At 65.4% G+C, this 14089-nt stretch carries 12 protein-coding genes and 1 pseudogene; 8 read left to right on the top strand and 5 right to left on the bottom strand.

Annotated features, from left to right (window positions below):
* The first annotated feature begins 67 nt into the window (after positions 1 to 67).
* From QZM67_RS04755 to QZM67_RS04740, 4 genes are all read left to right on the top strand, one after another.
* A complete protein-coding gene (locus QZM67_RS04755; protein ID WP_301800996.1) occupies positions 68 to 1819 on the top strand; it encodes an ABC transporter permease subunit in 1752 nt (583 codons plus the stop codon).
* Between the two features lie 11 nt (positions 1820 to 1830).
* Entirely contained in the window at positions 1831 to 3177 is a 1347-nt protein-coding gene (locus QZM67_RS04750; protein ID WP_175024323.1) for an AAA-associated domain-containing protein, read from the top strand.
* 527 nt (positions 3178 to 3704) lie between these two features.
* On the top strand, positions 3705 to 3896 hold the full coding sequence (locus QZM67_RS04745) for a hypothetical protein (protein WP_301800994.1): 192 nt from the start codon (positions 3705 to 3707) through the stop codon (positions 3894 to 3896).
* Between the two features lie 294 nt (positions 3897 to 4190).
* Positions 4191 to 4889 (top strand): hypothetical protein, encoded by a 699-nt coding sequence (locus tag QZM67_RS04740; RefSeq protein WP_301800992.1) that lies wholly within the window; start codon positions 4191 to 4193, stop codon positions 4887 to 4889.
* A 67-nt stretch (positions 4890 to 4956) separates the two neighbouring features.
* Here QZM67_RS04740 and QZM67_RS04735 read toward each other — a convergent pair whose 3' ends face one another.
* Entirely contained in the window at positions 4957 to 5835 is an 879-nt protein-coding gene (locus QZM67_RS04735) for a MurR/RpiR family transcriptional regulator (RefSeq protein WP_301800990.1), read from the bottom strand.
* Between the two features lie 363 nt (positions 5836 to 6198).
* On the opposite strand from QZM67_RS04735, the gene ggt reads away from it, so the two are divergent.
* Together ggt and QZM67_RS04725 are read left to right on the top strand one after the other, a co-directional pair.
* Positions 6199 to 7950, top strand: a complete 1752-nt coding sequence (ggt, locus tag QZM67_RS04730) for a gamma-glutamyltransferase (RefSeq protein ID WP_301800989.1) — start codon at positions 6199 to 6201, stop codon at positions 7948 to 7950.
* Positions 7951 to 8175: 225 nt separating this feature from the next.
* Positions 8176 to 9504, top strand: a complete 1329-nt coding sequence (locus QZM67_RS04725; RefSeq protein ID WP_043179672.1) for a dicarboxylate/amino acid:cation symporter — start codon at positions 8176 to 8178, stop codon at positions 9502 to 9504.
* 29 nt (positions 9505 to 9533) lie between these two features.
* Here QZM67_RS04725 and QZM67_RS04720 read toward each other — a convergent pair whose 3' ends face one another.
* Together QZM67_RS04720 and QZM67_RS04715 are read right to left on the bottom strand one after the other, a co-directional pair.
* On the bottom strand, positions 9534 to 9932 hold the full coding sequence (locus tag QZM67_RS04720) for a DUF3331 domain-containing protein (protein ID WP_175024328.1): 399 nt from the start codon (positions 9930 to 9932) through the stop codon (positions 9534 to 9536).
* A gap of 44 nt (positions 9933 to 9976) precedes the next feature.
* Positions 9977 to 11269 (bottom strand): NAD(P)/FAD-dependent oxidoreductase, encoded by a 1293-nt coding sequence (locus QZM67_RS04715; RefSeq protein ID WP_301800985.1) that lies wholly within the window; start codon positions 11267 to 11269, stop codon positions 9977 to 9979.
* 148 nt (positions 11270 to 11417) lie between these two features.
* Between QZM67_RS04715 and QZM67_RS04710 the strand changes: the two genes are divergently transcribed.
* A complete protein-coding gene (locus QZM67_RS04710; protein WP_301800984.1) occupies positions 11418 to 12071 on the top strand; it encodes a TetR/AcrR family transcriptional regulator in 654 nt (217 codons plus the stop codon).
* Between the two features lie 13 nt (positions 12072 to 12084).
* Here the strand turns inward: QZM67_RS04710 and QZM67_RS04705 are convergent.
* Positions 12085 to 12267, bottom strand: a pseudogene (locus tag QZM67_RS04705) (LysR family transcriptional regulator); the annotation flags it as partial.
* Between the two features lie 23 nt (positions 12268 to 12290).
* On the bottom strand, positions 12291 to 12770 hold the full coding sequence (gene soxR / locus QZM67_RS04700) for a redox-sensitive transcriptional activator SoxR (protein WP_043179662.1): 480 nt from the start codon (positions 12768 to 12770) through the stop codon (positions 12291 to 12293).
* 80 nt (positions 12771 to 12850) lie between these two features.
* Here soxR and QZM67_RS04695 point away from each other — a divergent pair, with 80 nt between their 5' ends.
* Positions 12851 to 14077, top strand: coding sequence for an efflux RND transporter periplasmic adaptor subunit (locus tag QZM67_RS04695; RefSeq protein ID WP_301800982.1), 1227 nt, complete (start codon positions 12851 to 12853; stop codon positions 14075 to 14077).
* Positions 14078 to 14089 lie beyond the last annotated feature (12 nt).

The raw sequence follows: 14089 nt of genomic DNA, 5'->3' as shown, positions 1-14089 counted from the left end.
CGCGACGTCCGGCCGCGCGACGCGCGGCCGGTCCCATCGATTTTCAATTCAACACAAGACGCTACCGATGGATATCAGTTTCGATCCGAATCGCACCGCGAACGCCTCGGCGTGGCGCGTGCTACCCAACCGCTGGGATGCCGTCGCGTTTCCGCTGATCATCTGCCTGCTCGCGATGACGATCATCGGCTTTCACCAGACGATGGCGCCGATCGGCGTGCTGCAGACGCAGAAGATCTCGCTCGACCCGTCGAACCTGCCTGAATACGCGCTGCGCACCACGCTGCGGATGCTCGCCGCGATGGTCGCGTCGCTCGTGTTCACGCTCGTCTACGGCACGCTCGCCGCGAAAAGCCGCCGCGCGGGCATGGTGCTGATCCCGATCCTCGACATCCTGCAGTCGGTGCCGGTGCTCGGCTACATTTCGTTCACCGTCACGTTCTTCATCGCGCTGTTCCCGGGCCGCGTGCTCGGCGCGGAGCTCGCGGCGATCTTCGCGATCTTCACGAGCCAGGCGTGGAACATGACGTTCAGCTTCTACCAGTCGCTGCGCACGGTGCCGCGCGATCTGCATGAAGTGTCGCGCGGCTTCCACCTGACGGCGTGGCAGCGCTTCTGGAAGCTCGAGGTACCGTTCTCGATGCCGGGCCTGATCTGGAACATGATGATGTCGATGTCGGGCGGGTGGTTCTTCGTCGTCGCGTCGGAGGCCATCACCGTCGGCAACCAGACGATCACGCTGCCGGGGATCGGCGCGTATCTCGCGCAGGCGATTTCGGACAAGAACCTCGGCGCGGTCGGCTGGGTGATCGTCGCGATGACGGTCGTGATCCTCGCGTACGACCAGTTGCTGTTCCGCCCGCTCGTCGCGTGGGCCGACAAGTTCCGGATGGAGAACACCGCATCGGGCGACGCGCCGCAGTCCTGGCTGCTCGACATGATGCGTCGCACGCACCTGATCCACCAGTTGCTCGTGCCGGCCGGCTGGCTGCTGTCGCAGGCCGCGCGGATTCCGTTGCGCCTGCCGTCGTTCAAGGGCACCGGTGCGCGCGGCGCATCGCGCCGCCGGTCGTCGCGGATCGGGGACATCGTCTGGGGCGTGCTGGTCATCCTGTTGACGGTGTATGTGGTGTGGCGCGTCGTCAGCTTCGTGTCGACCGGCGTGACGATGGCCGAGGTCGGCCATGTGCTCGTGCTCGGGCTCATCACGCTGCTGCGCGTGCTGCTGCTGATCCTGATCGCATCGGTGATCTGGGTGCCGCTCGGCGTGTGGATCGGGCTGCGCCCGGCGCTGGCCGAGAAGATCCAGCCGCTTGCGCAGTTCCTCGCCGCCTTCCCGGCGAACCTGCTGTTCCCGGTGTTCGTGATCGTGATCGTCCGCTTCCACCTGAATGCGGACATCTGGCTGTCGCCGCTGATCGTGCTCGGCACGCAGTGGTACATCCTGTTCAACGTGATCGCCGGGGCGATGTCCTATCCGAACGACTACAAGGAAGTGACGAAGAACTTCCATATCCGCGGCAAGCAGTGGTGGCGGCAGGCGATCCTGCCGGGCATCTTCCCGTACTACGTGACCGGTGCGATCACCGCATCGGGCGGCGCGTGGAACGCGAGCATCGTGTCCGAATTCGTGCAGTGGGGCGATACGAAGGTCGTCGCGCACGGCCTCGGCGCGTACATCGCGCAAACGACTGCCGCCGGCGATTTTCCGAAGATCATCCTGGGCATCGCCGTGATGTCCCTGTTCGTTACCCTGTTCAACCGTCTGCTGTGGCGTCCGATGTACGCCTATGCGGAAGCCCGGCTCCGTCTCGATTGAGAGTAAGCGCGATGCAAAATCCGAATGTCATGAATGCCCCCGTCCAGACGAACCAGGCGGCCCAGCCGCCGCGTCTCGGCGACGAAATCCTGCGCGTCGAGCATGTCAGCCGCGGTTTCAACAAGTCGCAAGGCGAACTGCTGGTGCTCGACGACGCGAACCTGTCGCTGCGCGAAGGCGAGATCGTCGGCCTGCTCGGCCGTTCCGGCTCGGGCAAGTCGACGCTACTGCGAATCATCGCCGGCCTGATCGAGCCGACCGGCGGCGAGGTGTCTTATCTCGGCAAGCCGCTGGACGGTCCGGCCGAAGGTGTTGCGATGGTGTTCCAGACCTTCGCGCTGTTCCCGTGGCTTACCGTGCTGCAGAACGTGGAAGCCGGCCTCGAGGCGCTCGGTGTCGACGCCCGCCAGCGGCGCGAGCGTGCGCTGGCCGCGATCGACCTGATCGGTCTCGACGGCTTCGAGAACGCGTATCCGCGCGAGCTGTCGGGCGGCATGCGTCAGCGCGTGGGCTTTGCGCGCGCGCTCGTCGTCGATCCGACGATCCTGCTGATGGACGAGCCGTTTTCGGCACTCGACGTGCTGACCGCCGAGACGCTGCGTACCGACCTGCTCGATCTGTGGACGCAGGGCCGGATGCCGATCAAGTCGGTGCTGATCGTTACGCACAACATCGAGGAAGCGGTGTTCATGTGCGACCGGATCCTCGTGCTGTCGTCGAACCCGGGCCGCGTGATTGCCGAGATCAAGGTGCCGTTCAAGCATCCGCGCAACCGGCTCGACACCGATTTCCGCAAGCTCGTCGACGACATCTACGCGAAGATGACGGCGCGTGCGACCAACGAGGCGACGAAGAAGGGGCTCGAGCTCGGCAGCTGGCTGCCGCGCGTGTCGACCAACCTGATGTCCGGCCTGATCGAGACGCTCGCGATGGCGCCGTACCACGGCCGCGCGGACATGCCGGAAATCGCGCGCACGCTGCATCTGGAAGTCGACGAACTGTTCCCGATCGCCGAAGTGCTGCAGTACCTCGGTTTCGCGGACGTGCGTGAAGGCGACGTGTTCCTCACGCCGCCCGCCCGCGTGTTCGCGGAATTCGGCACGCAGGAGCGCAAGCTGATGTTCGCGGATCACCTGCTGAAGCACGTGCCGCTGGCCGCGCGGATCCGCAAGGTGCTGAACGAACGTCCGGGCCATCGTGCGCCGCGCGTGCGCTTCGAGCAGGAGCTGGAGGATGTCCTGTCCGACGAAGCGGCCGAGGAAACGCTCGACGCGGTGATCGACTGGGGGCGTTACGGGGAAGTGTTCTCGTATAACGACAAGACCGAGGTGTTCAGTCTCGAGGATGTCGAGAGCTGAAGCCCGCGGACGGATCGACCGAACAGCCACTGCAAAACGAGCCCCTTGCCGAGTGTTCTAACCCGGGCAAGGGGCAAGCAGATGAGCAGGGCCGGGCAGGAAGGGGGGAGCCCTGCGGAGGCAGTGCGAAACCAGTCAGTCCGAAGCCGACGGAATGGTCGAGACTGCGTGCCGAAGCGGCGCGTCTGAAGCGGGCGCGCGACATCCTTTGGAACGCGTGCGCGTACTGCCCGGCAGGCGCGACACGACGTGCACGTTCATCGAATGCAATCGTCACCACTGGCCGATCGTACGGTGACGGGAAATGCCGGAAATCGGCATGGCCGATGTTCGGGCGAATCAATGCCTGCGGCGATACCGGATCAGTTGCCGGGGCGGAGCGATGAAAAAGATCATCGACGCCGCCTTCGCGTCATGCTTTCCATTCCTGACGCATCCAGCGTTGGCTGCCTCCCTTTCCGACAAGAAAATAATTTCGTGTCGCTCGTATGCCCGTCATTCTGGAAAATATGGAGCAGTCGCGATAAATGCTCGCGATTCCCGCGGTATCGACACCCCTTGGCGGAATTCGCTACCTTGCCGCGGGCGGCCACGCTTTCTATCAGATCGATAATGGATTGCCGGTCATTGCATTCAACCCGAACATGACAGCGCGGACACGGATGGGCGCGGCGGAGCGGAATAACGTTCGCACCGAGGCGGTTGCCGGCAAAAGGTAAGATGGCGGTTTGTGGCCGGCAGGCAATCGGGCCTGTATGGAAGGCCCACACCGGCATGCATGTGGCGCGTGATGGCGTCCTGCCTGTCCTGGCGTCGCAGGCCAGATTGCGGTTTGGCGTTTCTCGTTGATCAATGACCATTCTGCTGCGGGAGCGGGGTATGCCGTGTAACCGGATCGCCGGCATTTTTTGTGTATCGGGAGTCGTGCATTGAAGAGCCGGAGAATAGTGTCGATCGGGTTGGCCGTGGCGACATTGCCTTTTGGCGCGGTATCGGCAAGCGCGAGTGAAGCCGTGACTTTCACCGTTGAAGCGCGCGCATTGCGCTATCAGTACGCGAGTCCTTCCGACAATCGAAATGCCCTCGATGAAATGCTGCAGCACGCGAGTATCGTCGGCCACTATTGGAAGCCGACCACGGTCGTGGAAATGTCGCGATGCATGACCGGTGTGGTGTGTTATCCCTCCCCGCACCTGGAGAGTGAAACGAAAGATCATCCTGTTACGGTGCAGCCCCGGGTCATGCCCGGCCCGCCCGGGCAGGAATCGATCCAACTGCGGTTCGAACTGCCGGTCAGTCACCGCGGCGCGTCTCTGGACGGCGTGTCGCTGGTGTTGCCGCTCAAGTTCATGTTGCAGCAGCCGAGCGCGCAGCTTGTGCTCAAGCAAGCGGACGCGGCGCTGGCAGACTATCAAAAGACCCGCCGTGCATTTGAGCGCGGGGCGTCGGTGACCATCAATCTGGCATTGCCGAAGGTGTTGGGAGAGCCGGGCCCCATGCTGGATCACTGCACCGGGATTCCGAACCCGTTGAGCTGGAGCAGCTCCGGCGTCGTCGCCATCCGGACCTCTGCGCAGCTCGGGGCGCAGCGAAACGTGCCGTGGTCGCCGACGCGGGTCAATGAGGATGCGAGCAGGCTCGGAACGGAGGAAAGCTGTGCCACCTGGCGGCCGGATGTGGAGAACACCTACCGGTGGCGCGCGGAACCTTGAACGTGTCGACGATCGGGTTTCGGCGCGTCCAGCCTCGGTGAATGGCGCTGTTGCGCGCAGCGCCCCCTCACTCCGGCAAATCCCGCTGACTGATATCCGGCTCGCTCCCCCCGGAATTGAGATGCTCGATCTTCTCCATCCGCTGCCGCGCCAGTTCCGGCAACTGATTCGTCACGCCGATCACGAGTGCTTCAGCGAGCGCGAGCGCCGGCACGTTGGTCTGCAGCATCGCGAACGGTTGCCCCCGGATGCGCAGCACGATCTCCGCGAACTCGCCGATAGGCGAGTGCCATTCGTCCGTGATCAGCAGCACGCGGGCGCCGAGCCGATGCGCGGCCTGCGCAAAGCGAATACTGTCCCGTTGATAGCGGCGAAAATCGAAAATGACGAGCACGTCGCCGGGGCCCATGTCCGCCAACGCGACCGACGCGAGATTCACATTCGGTTCGATATACTGAACATGTGGCCGCGCGTACGCGAGCGTGAATGAAAACAGCGACGCGAGCGGCGCCGTGTAACGCCCGCCGCCGCAAAAGACACGCACATCCGGATCGGCCAGCAACGCCACGGCCGCGTCGAATGCGGCCGCATCGAGCCCGTCGATCGTGGTGGCGAGCGATTCGGACAGCCGCTGGAAAATCGCCGCATGGCTGTCGCGCATGCCCGTTTCCGAGTGGAACGCGTCCATCCGCGCGAGCGGCGAATTCATCGCGGTGTCGATCTCGCCATACAGCGCCTGCTGGAACGACGAGTAGTTGGGAAACCCGATCCGGACGACGAAGCGGAACACGGTCGGGTCGCTGACTTCCGCCTGCTTCGCAAACTGGGCGATGGGTCCGAGCCCGAGGCTGGGATAGCGATCCAGCAACGCCTGCGCAACCTTCTGTTCCGACGGCGTGAAGCTATCCATCTGGGATAACAGCAACGCCCTGATGCTCGTCCCCATCGGGCACTCCAGCTTTCTGATCTGAATGACAAACGGCAGACGGGTGTCTGCCGGCGACTCCATGCATGTTAGCCGATCGACGTGCGGCAGGCCGTCTGCGGCTCGAAATTAGAGGGACGCATCATCCGGTCGCATGGCACGTCGGTTTATGTAATGAAATAAACATACATCGAAAAGCATTCCCGGGGGCAGTCGCCATATATTCAGTGATTACCCTAGGTTTTAGCGTAAAAAAGCGAGTGCTATGATCGCGGCCTCGCCGGAATGTATGGTTTATTACATTCCGGATTGGCAGCGTCGGCACGTGATGACGCGGTGGCGCATCCCGGCCTGGCCCGGTTTTTTTGTCTGGAGGATTCCGTCATGAGGCGGCTCGTAGTACTCACCCTGTTGTCGGCCATGAGCGTGTGCTCGTTCGCCGCTTCGGACCCCGCGGTTGAAGCGAAGAACGGCATGGTCGTGTCCTCGCAGCATTTCGCGTCGCAAATCGGCGTCGATATCCTGAAGGAAGGCGGCAACGCGGTGGACGCCGCGGTAGCAGTCGGCTATGCGCAGGCCGTGACCAACCCGTGCTGCGGCAACATCGGCGGCGGCGGCTTCATGACCGTGCACCTCGCCGACGGCCGCGACCGCTTCATCAATTTCCGCGAGACGGCGCCGGCCGCGGCATCGGCGAACATGTATCTCGACGCGAAGGGCAACGTCATTCAGGACGACAGCCTGTACGGCTATCGCGCCGTCGGCGTGCCGGGCACGGTCGCCGGCCTCGATCTCGCGCAGCGCAAGTACGGCAAGCTGACGCGCAAGCAGGTGATGGCGCCGGCAATCCGGCTCGCGCGCGACGGCTTCGTGCTGACGCGCGCCGATACGGACATCCTCGACACGACGATCGACCGCTTCAAGACGGACCCGGATGCGGCCCGCATCTTCCTGCGGCCGGACGGCACGCCGCTGCAGCCGGGCGATCGCCTGGTGCAGAAGGACCTGGCCCGCACGCTCGAGCGCATCGCGGAGCAGGGCCCCGACGCGTTCTATCACGGCGAGATCCCGAAGATCGTCGAGGCCGCGGCCAGGAAGGGCGGCGGCCTGATCACGGCGGCCGATTTCGCGTCGTACCGCGCGCAGGACATGGCGCCGCTGACGTGTACGTATCGCGGCTACGAGTTCGTGTCGGCTCCGCCGCCGAGCTCGGGCGGCGTGACGATGTGCGAGACGCTGAACATCCTCGAAGGGTACGACATGCGCAAGCTTGGCTACCATTCGGCCGCGGCGGTTCACTACATGACCGAAGCGATGCGCCATGCGTATGAAGACCGCAACACGCTGCTCGGCGACCCGAACTTCATCGACAACCCGGTCGCGAAGCTGACGAGCAAGGACTACGCGGCGCAAATCCGCAAGAGCATCCATGCCGATACGGCAACGCCGTCGGTCGACGTGCAGCCGGGCGTCGGCGTGCACGAGAAGCCGGAGACGACGCATTACTCGATCATCGACAAGGACGGCAACGCGGTATCGACGACCTACACGGTCAACGGACGCTTCGGCGCCGTGGTCATCGCGCCGGGCACGGGCTTCTTCCTGAACGACGAGATGGACGACTTCACCGTGAAGGTCGGCGCGCAGAACCTGTTCGGTCTCGTGCAGGGCACGCGCAACTCGATCGCACCGGGCAAGCGTCCGCTGTCGTCGATGGCGCCGACCATCGTGAAGAAGGACGGCAAGGTGTTCATGGTGGTCGGCTCGCCGGGCGGCTCGCGCATCATCACGATCACGCTGCAGACCGTGCTGAACGTGATCGACTACGGGATGACGCCGCAGGACGCGGTCACCGCGCCGCGCATCCACCACCAGTGGCTGCCCGACGAGGTCTATTACGAAACCTACGGACTGTCGCCCGACACGCTCGCGATCCTGCGCAACATGGGCTACAAGATGGTCGAGCAGACGCCGTGGGGCGCCGCCGAGCTGATCATGGTCGGCTTGCCGGGTACCGAAGCGGCGAGCCGCCAGAGTTCCGGGAACGATTCGTCCGTGTCCGGCAACGTGCGGGTCGGCTTCATCTACGGCTACAACGACCCGCGCCGTCCGGCCGGTTCGGCGATCGGTTACTGACCTGATCTGATTGCATCATGCTGAATCGCTGCCGCCGGCGTTCGCCTCCGAGCGAATGCCGTTGCGGCGGCAGTACGTCAGTTCGCGGATCTCCGCGAGCCTGACCGGCGCCGGCACCCGTGCCCGACACACCGGGCACGACCGGCTTGCCACGCGCGCCCCCTGGCACGGCACGGGATGCGCGCCTTTCATCCGTCAACATCTTCCCGTGCGTCGAATTCCGTTATGAACAAACGAATGTCCGCGGCAGGCTGGATCCTGCTCGCGATGGCGGCCGGCATCCTGATCGGCTACATGATCTATACGCAACTGCCGGACAAGCAGGCCGCGACGGAGATCGCCGGCTACATCTCGCTGGTGTCCGACGTGTTCCTGCGACTGATCAAGATGGTGATCGGCCCGCTGGTGTTCTCGACGCTGGTCGTCGGCATCGCGCACATGGGCGACGCGTCGTCGGTGGGCCGCGTGTTCGTGAAGGCGCTCGGCTGGTTCGTCACCGCGTCGTTGATCTCGCTGCTGCTCGGGCTGCTGATGGCGAACCTGCTGCGCCCCGGCGAGAACCTCGGGCTGCCGCTGCCCGATATCGGCGCGTCCGCGCATCTCGCGACGTCGAAGTTCACGCTGAAGGATTTCGTCGGTCACATGGTGCCGAAGTCGATCGCCGAAGCGATGGCGAACAACGAGATCCTGCAGATCGTCGTGTTCTCGATGTTCTTCGGCGTGGCGCTCGCGTCGCTCGGCGAACGCGGCAAGATCCTCGTCGCGGCGATCGACCAGCTCGCGCACGTGATGCTGAAGATTACCGGCTACGTGATGAAGCTTGCGCCGCTCGCGGTGCTGGCGGCGATGGCGTCGACCGTCGCGATCAACGGCCTGTCGATCCTGCTGAAGTTCGCGGTGTTCATGGGCGACTTCTACCTGAGCCTGTTCCTGCTGTGGGGCACGCTCGTCGCCGCCGGGCTGCTGTTCCTCGGCCGCCGCGTGTTCAAGCTGCTGGTGCTGATCAAGGAAGCGTTCATGCTGTCGTTCGCGACCGCGAGCTCGGAAGCCGCGTATCCGAAGATCCTCGATGCGCTCGACCGGTTCGGCGTGCGCCGCAAGATTTCGAGTTTCGTGATGCCGATGGGCTATTCGTTCAACCTCGACGGCTCGATGATGTACTGCACGTTCGCGTCGCTGTTCATCGCGCAGGCATACGGCATTCACCTGTCGCTCGGCACGCAGGTCACGATGCTGCTGATCCTGATGCTGACGTCGAAAGGCATGGCCGGCGTGCCGCGTGCGTCGCTCGTCGTGATCGCCGCGACGCTGCACCAGTTCAACATCCCGGAAGCGGGGCTGCTGCTGATTCTGGGCGTCGATACGTTCCTCGACATGGGCCGTTCGGCCACGAACGCGGTGGGCAACTCGATCGCCAGCGCGGTGGTCGCGAAATGGGAAGGCGAGCTGATGCCGGAAGCGGAAGCCGAAGCGAATGCGGCGCGGCTGGATGCGGAAGCCGAAGCGCGGATGAGCGAGGCGGTCCGCGATGCGGATCGCGTCACCACTGCCTGAAGCGGAATCCCGGGCCGAATTCCCGGCCCTCAGGCCGCCTCGGCGGGGCGGGCCGCGTCGATGCACGCGGCCAGCACCATCGCGGCGGCGTTGCCCGGCGTCGAGCCGAGCAATTGCGGCGCAAAGACACTGTCGCCGATCTCGATCGGCTGCCCCGACAGCGCGCACACGCCGCGCTTGCGCGTGGTGAACAGCCGCCACTTCTGGTAACCGTAGTGCCCCGTGCAGGCGTCGCACCATGAAATCATCACGGTGTCGGCCGTGGGCCGTTCGAGCACGCTGATGGACGGCTTGCTCGTCGCGTCCCACGACGGCAGCCGGTCGCGCGTGACGCTGCGCCGTCGCGGCACGCCCCACGAGACGGACGGCATGTCGAAGCTGCTGATCGCGGCGACGGTCACGAGCCAGGGCGCTATACGGTTGTTCATGTCAGTTTTCCTCTAAACGTTACGCGACACCGCCACGTGCGGCATCACGACAGGCGGATGCGCGGCTGTACGCAGCCGTTGATCCGTTCGGCGATCCACAGCAGGGTCGCCTTGGGGAAGCCGTGCAGCGCCTGCTGGTGCCGCCGGTAGAGCATCAGGTGGCTGAGCTGCGCGAAGCGCCCCTGGATGAAGCCGCCGCGAAAGAACCCGAACTGCCCGAGCGTGCCGAACGCGTCGTAGTCGCTGATCGACACGAGCGCGCCGAAATCGTGGAACGCGAACGGCGGAATCGGCGTGCCGTCGAGCCACTCAGGCAGGTGCTTCGCGAGATGCTCGGCCTGCTGCGTCGCGACTTGCGCGGTTGGCGGCAGCGGCCGTTCGTGGCCGTCGGGCAACAGGCTCGCGCAATCGCCGATCGCGAACACGTGCTCGTCGCCGGTGGCCTGCAGCGTCGGCCCGACCACGAGCTGGTTCGCACGATTCGTGTCGAGCCCGTCGAGCGCCTGCATGAAATCGGGCGCCTTCACGCCAGCCGCCCAGACCATCAGGTCCGCTTCCGCAAACGAGCCGTCGCCGTAGTGGAAGCCGTTCGCGTCGGCTGCCGTGACGCGCGTCGACGTCAACACATGAAAGCCGATCTGTTCGAGCCGTCGCTGCGCCGATGCGGAAATCCTCGGCGGAAACGCGGCGAGGATGCGCGGGCCGCTTTCGAGCAGCGTGAGCTGCAGCCGCTCGCGCACCCTCGCGTCGCCATACGCTTGTCCCACTTCCAGCAACCGGCTCAGCTCCGCCGAGAGTTCCACGCCCGTCGCACCCGCGCCGACGATCGCGACGCGCAGTGCTTCGTCGCGCGCGACGCTGCGAAATACGCGCATCCGCAACGCTTCGTTGAAGGTCTCGGCCTGCTGCTGGCTGTCGATGAAATAGCAGTGCTCGCGCACGCCTGGCACGCCGAAATCGTTGGCCTGGCTGCCGAGCGCGAGGATCAGCACGTCGTATTCGAGTTCGCGCGCGTCGAGCATCAGCTCACCGTCCTGCGCGCGGATCTCGCCGAGCTGCACGCGGCGGCGTGCGCGATCGAGCCCCTTCAGTTCGCCGGGCTGGTACGTGTAGCCGTGGTCGCGTGCATGGGCGAGGAAGATCACCTGCTGTTGCTGGACGTCGCGCGTACCGGCCGCGATCGTGTGCAGCATGGGTTTCCAGATGTGGGTCGGGCTGCGGTCGACGACGGTGACCTGCGCGCGCCCGGACCGGCCGAGGCGCTCGCCCAGGCGGGTGGCGAGCTGCAGTCCGGCGATCCCGCCGCCGACGATGACGATGCGTGTAGGGGTTGTCATGTATAAATCATCACGTGATGAATAAGGTATGATCCTAGCGCTTCCCGGCTTCGCGTGTCAACGGAGTGGGGCAGGTCACCCGGTTTCGGCGGCGCTCAAGCGGGGCCGGAACAGGGGCATTCGAATCATTCAAGGAGAGCAGGAGAACGTGGCTGAAGTCACTGAGCGCGCGCCGGCCAAGCGGCGTATGCGAGGGCGGCCGCTGGCCGGGGCGTCCGTCGGTCCGGACGTGATACTGCGGGCCGCGCGCCGCACGTTCGCGAGGCGTGGCTACGACGCAACGAGCGTGCGCGAAGTCGCGCGCGAGCTGGGGGTCGACGCGGCGCTGATCGCGCACCATTTCGGGACGAAGGAAACGTTGTGGTTGGCGATCGTCGAGCAGATCGCCGAGCTGGCCGTGCCGATGTTCGATGCGATGCGCGCGCTGCGCACGTCGCCGCTGCCGCATCGCGACCGCGTGCGGCGCGCGATCGAGCTGTGTGTCGACCACGAGTTCGACGAGCCTGACATGGGCATGTTCTTCTCGACGGCGGCGACCGAAGTGGGCGGGCGGCTCGACCGGCTGCAGGAGCAGATCGTGCGCCCGTATTACGACGTGATGTTCCCGCTGCTGTCGGATGCGGTGGAGGCCGGCGTGATCCGCCCGGTCGAGCCGACGGTGCTGTTCTTCATGATCGCGAGCGCGATCGGCACGACTGTGTCGTACAGTCACATGATGCTGGAGTACACGTCGCTGCCCACGCAGCCGGACGCGTTCCGGAAGGCCGTGGTCGACGTCGCGTTCAACGTCGTCGGCGGCTGAGCGCCGCGCGCGGTCACACCGCCAGCACCCGCCCCAGTTCGCGCACCGCGCTTCGCGCGGTCTCGCGCAACGCATCGACGAGCGGCGATGGCGTCCGGTACGCGATCGCCAGCTCGTACGCGAGCGGGCTGCCCGCATCCTTCAGTTCGCGGAACGTAATACCTTGCGGTTGCATCGGCACGAACAGGCGCGGCATCGCACACCGCGCCCGTCTGCCGGTCATTCGAGGTCCGGGGGCGGCGGGTCGCCGAGCCAGCGCCGCGCGCCGGGCCCGTTGCGACCCGCACGGTCTTCCGGGTTCGTCAGCTTGCAGCGTTTCAGCGACAGGCAGCCGCAGCCGATGCATTCGTCGAGGCTGATGTAGAGCCGCTGCAGCTCCTCGATCCGGCTCGCGACCCGCTGCTTCCAGCCGCGCGACAGCCGCTGCCAGTCCTTGTTGCTCGGCGCGGTGTCCTCGGGCAGGCTGACGAGCTGCTCGGCAATTTCGTCGAGCGAATAGCCGATCTTCTGCGCGAACACGATGAACGCGATCAGCCGCAGCACCGCGCGTGAGTAGTGGCGATGGCTCGAGCCGTTGCGGTGCGACTTGATGAGCCCGCGCGTCTCGTAGAACCGCAGTGTCGACGCCGGCACGCCGCTGCGCGCGGCTACTTCGCGAATCGACATCAGCGGCCATTGCGGGATTTCCTGGATACCCATGTTGCCCCTCCGGGAAAACTTGACTTGAAGTTAACTTCAACTTTTATGCTACGCGGCAGTTTAACCCGTCGCGAGGCATCATGCTCTCCTTATCCCTACGCAGGACGTCGCCTTTGGGCGCGGCCTGTGCACTGCTGCTGGCGTTGTCGGGCTGTCACGACGGCAAAGGCACGTCGTCGGCCCAATCCCTTCCCGAAGTCGGCGTCGCCACGATCGCGCCGCGCACGATCCGCCTCGCGGACGAATTCAACGGACGCGTCGAAGCGGTCGACGCGGTCGAACTGCGGCCGCGCGTGAGCGGCTATCTGCAACGCGTCGCCTACAAGGAAGGCGATCTGGTCGCGCAGGGCGCGCTCCTGTTCGAGATCGACCCGCGCCCGTACCGGATCGCACTCGATCGCGCGAATGCGCAGCTGCAGCGGGCCCGCGCGGCCGCGAGCCTCGCGAACGTGCAGCTCAAGCGCGTGCAGACGCTGATCGATGCGCATGCGACGTCGCAGGAAGAGCTCGACAACGCGCGCGCCACGGCCGAGCAGGCGCGTGCCGACCTGCAGGCGGCCGACGCGGCCGTCGCCGATGCGAAGCTCAATCTCGGTTTCACCGAAGTGCGGGCGCCGATCGCGGGCCGCGTCGGCCGCGCGGTCGCTACCGTCGGCAATCTGGCGCGCGCGGACGACACGCTGCTGACGACCGTCGTGTCGCAGAACCCCGTCTACGTGTATTTCGACTGCGACGAACAGAGCTACCTGCGCTACAACGCACGGCGTGCCGATCCGAAGCACCGTGCGATCGGCGCCGATCCGGTGCGCGTGGGCCTCGCGAACGAGACGGGTTTCCCGCATGCCGGCACCGTCGACTTCCTCGACAACCGGCTCGACCCGCAAACGGGCACGATCCGCGCGCGCGTGCGGCTGCCGAATGCGGACCATACGTTTACGCCGGGCCTGTATGCGCGCGTGCAGCTCGTCAGCGGCCGCGATCAGGATGCACTGCTCGTCGACGACAAGGCCGTGCTTACCGACCAGGACCGCAAGTACGTGTATGTGATCGGACCCGGCGACAAGGCGATGCGCCGTGACGTGACGATCGGCCGCGGGCTGGACGGCGAGCGGATCATCGAGAAGGGGATCCAGGCGGGCGACCGCGTGGTCGTGGACGGCATGCAGCGGATCTATTATCCGGGCGCACAGGTGAAGCCGAAGGCACTGCCTGCGCGCGCCGACGCCGGTGCCGGCAATGGCGCGGGTAACGGCGCAGGCAACGGCACGCAGGCCATCGCCGACGCCGGTGCGCCGGCCGCGCAGTGACGGGAGACAGGT

Origin of the sequence: Burkholderia sp. AU45251 (assembly GCF_030482905.1) — a bacterium.
Classification (GTDB): domain Bacteria; phylum Pseudomonadota; class Gammaproteobacteria; order Burkholderiales; family Burkholderiaceae; genus Burkholderia; species Burkholderia aenigmatica.
The sequence above is the reverse complement of the archived record's forward strand: the minus strand, read 5'-3'. Positions and strand labels throughout refer to the sequence as shown.

Bases quoted from the DNA above. Each gene is read 5' to 3' on its own strand.
- QZM67_RS04720 (WP_175024328.1), bottom strand. From the start codon at position 9,932: ATGAACAACCGTATAGCGCCCTGGCTCGTGACCGTCGCCGCGATCAGC.
- QZM67_RS04695 (WP_301800982.1), top strand. From the start codon at position 12,851: ATGCTCTCCTTATCCCTACGCAGGACGTCGCCTTTGGGCGCGGCCTGT.
- QZM67_RS04745 (WP_301800994.1), top strand. From the start codon at position 3,705: ATGCTCGCGATTCCCGCGGTATCGACACCCCTTGGCGGAATTCGCTAC.
- soxR (WP_043179662.1), bottom strand. From the start codon at position 12,770: ATGGGTATCCAGGAAATCCCGCAATGGCCGCTGATGTCGATTCGCGAA.
- QZM67_RS04715 (WP_301800985.1), bottom strand. From the start codon at position 11,269: ATGACAACCCCTACACGCATCGTCATCGTCGGCGGCGGGATCGCCGGA.
- QZM67_RS04755 (WP_301800996.1), top strand. From the start codon at position 68: ATGGATATCAGTTTCGATCCGAATCGCACCGCGAACGCCTCGGCGTGG.
- ggt (WP_301800989.1), top strand. From the start codon at position 6,199: ATGAGGCGGCTCGTAGTACTCACCCTGTTGTCGGCCATGAGCGTGTGC.
- QZM67_RS04750 (WP_175024323.1), top strand. From the start codon at position 1,831: ATGCAAAATCCGAATGTCATGAATGCCCCCGTCCAGACGAACCAGGCG.
- QZM67_RS04725 (WP_043179672.1), top strand. From the start codon at position 8,176: ATGAACAAACGAATGTCCGCGGCAGGCTGGATCCTGCTCGCGATGGCG.
- QZM67_RS04735 (WP_301800990.1), bottom strand. From the start codon at position 5,835: ATGGGGACGAGCATCAGGGCGTTGCTGTTATCCCAGATGGATAGCTTC.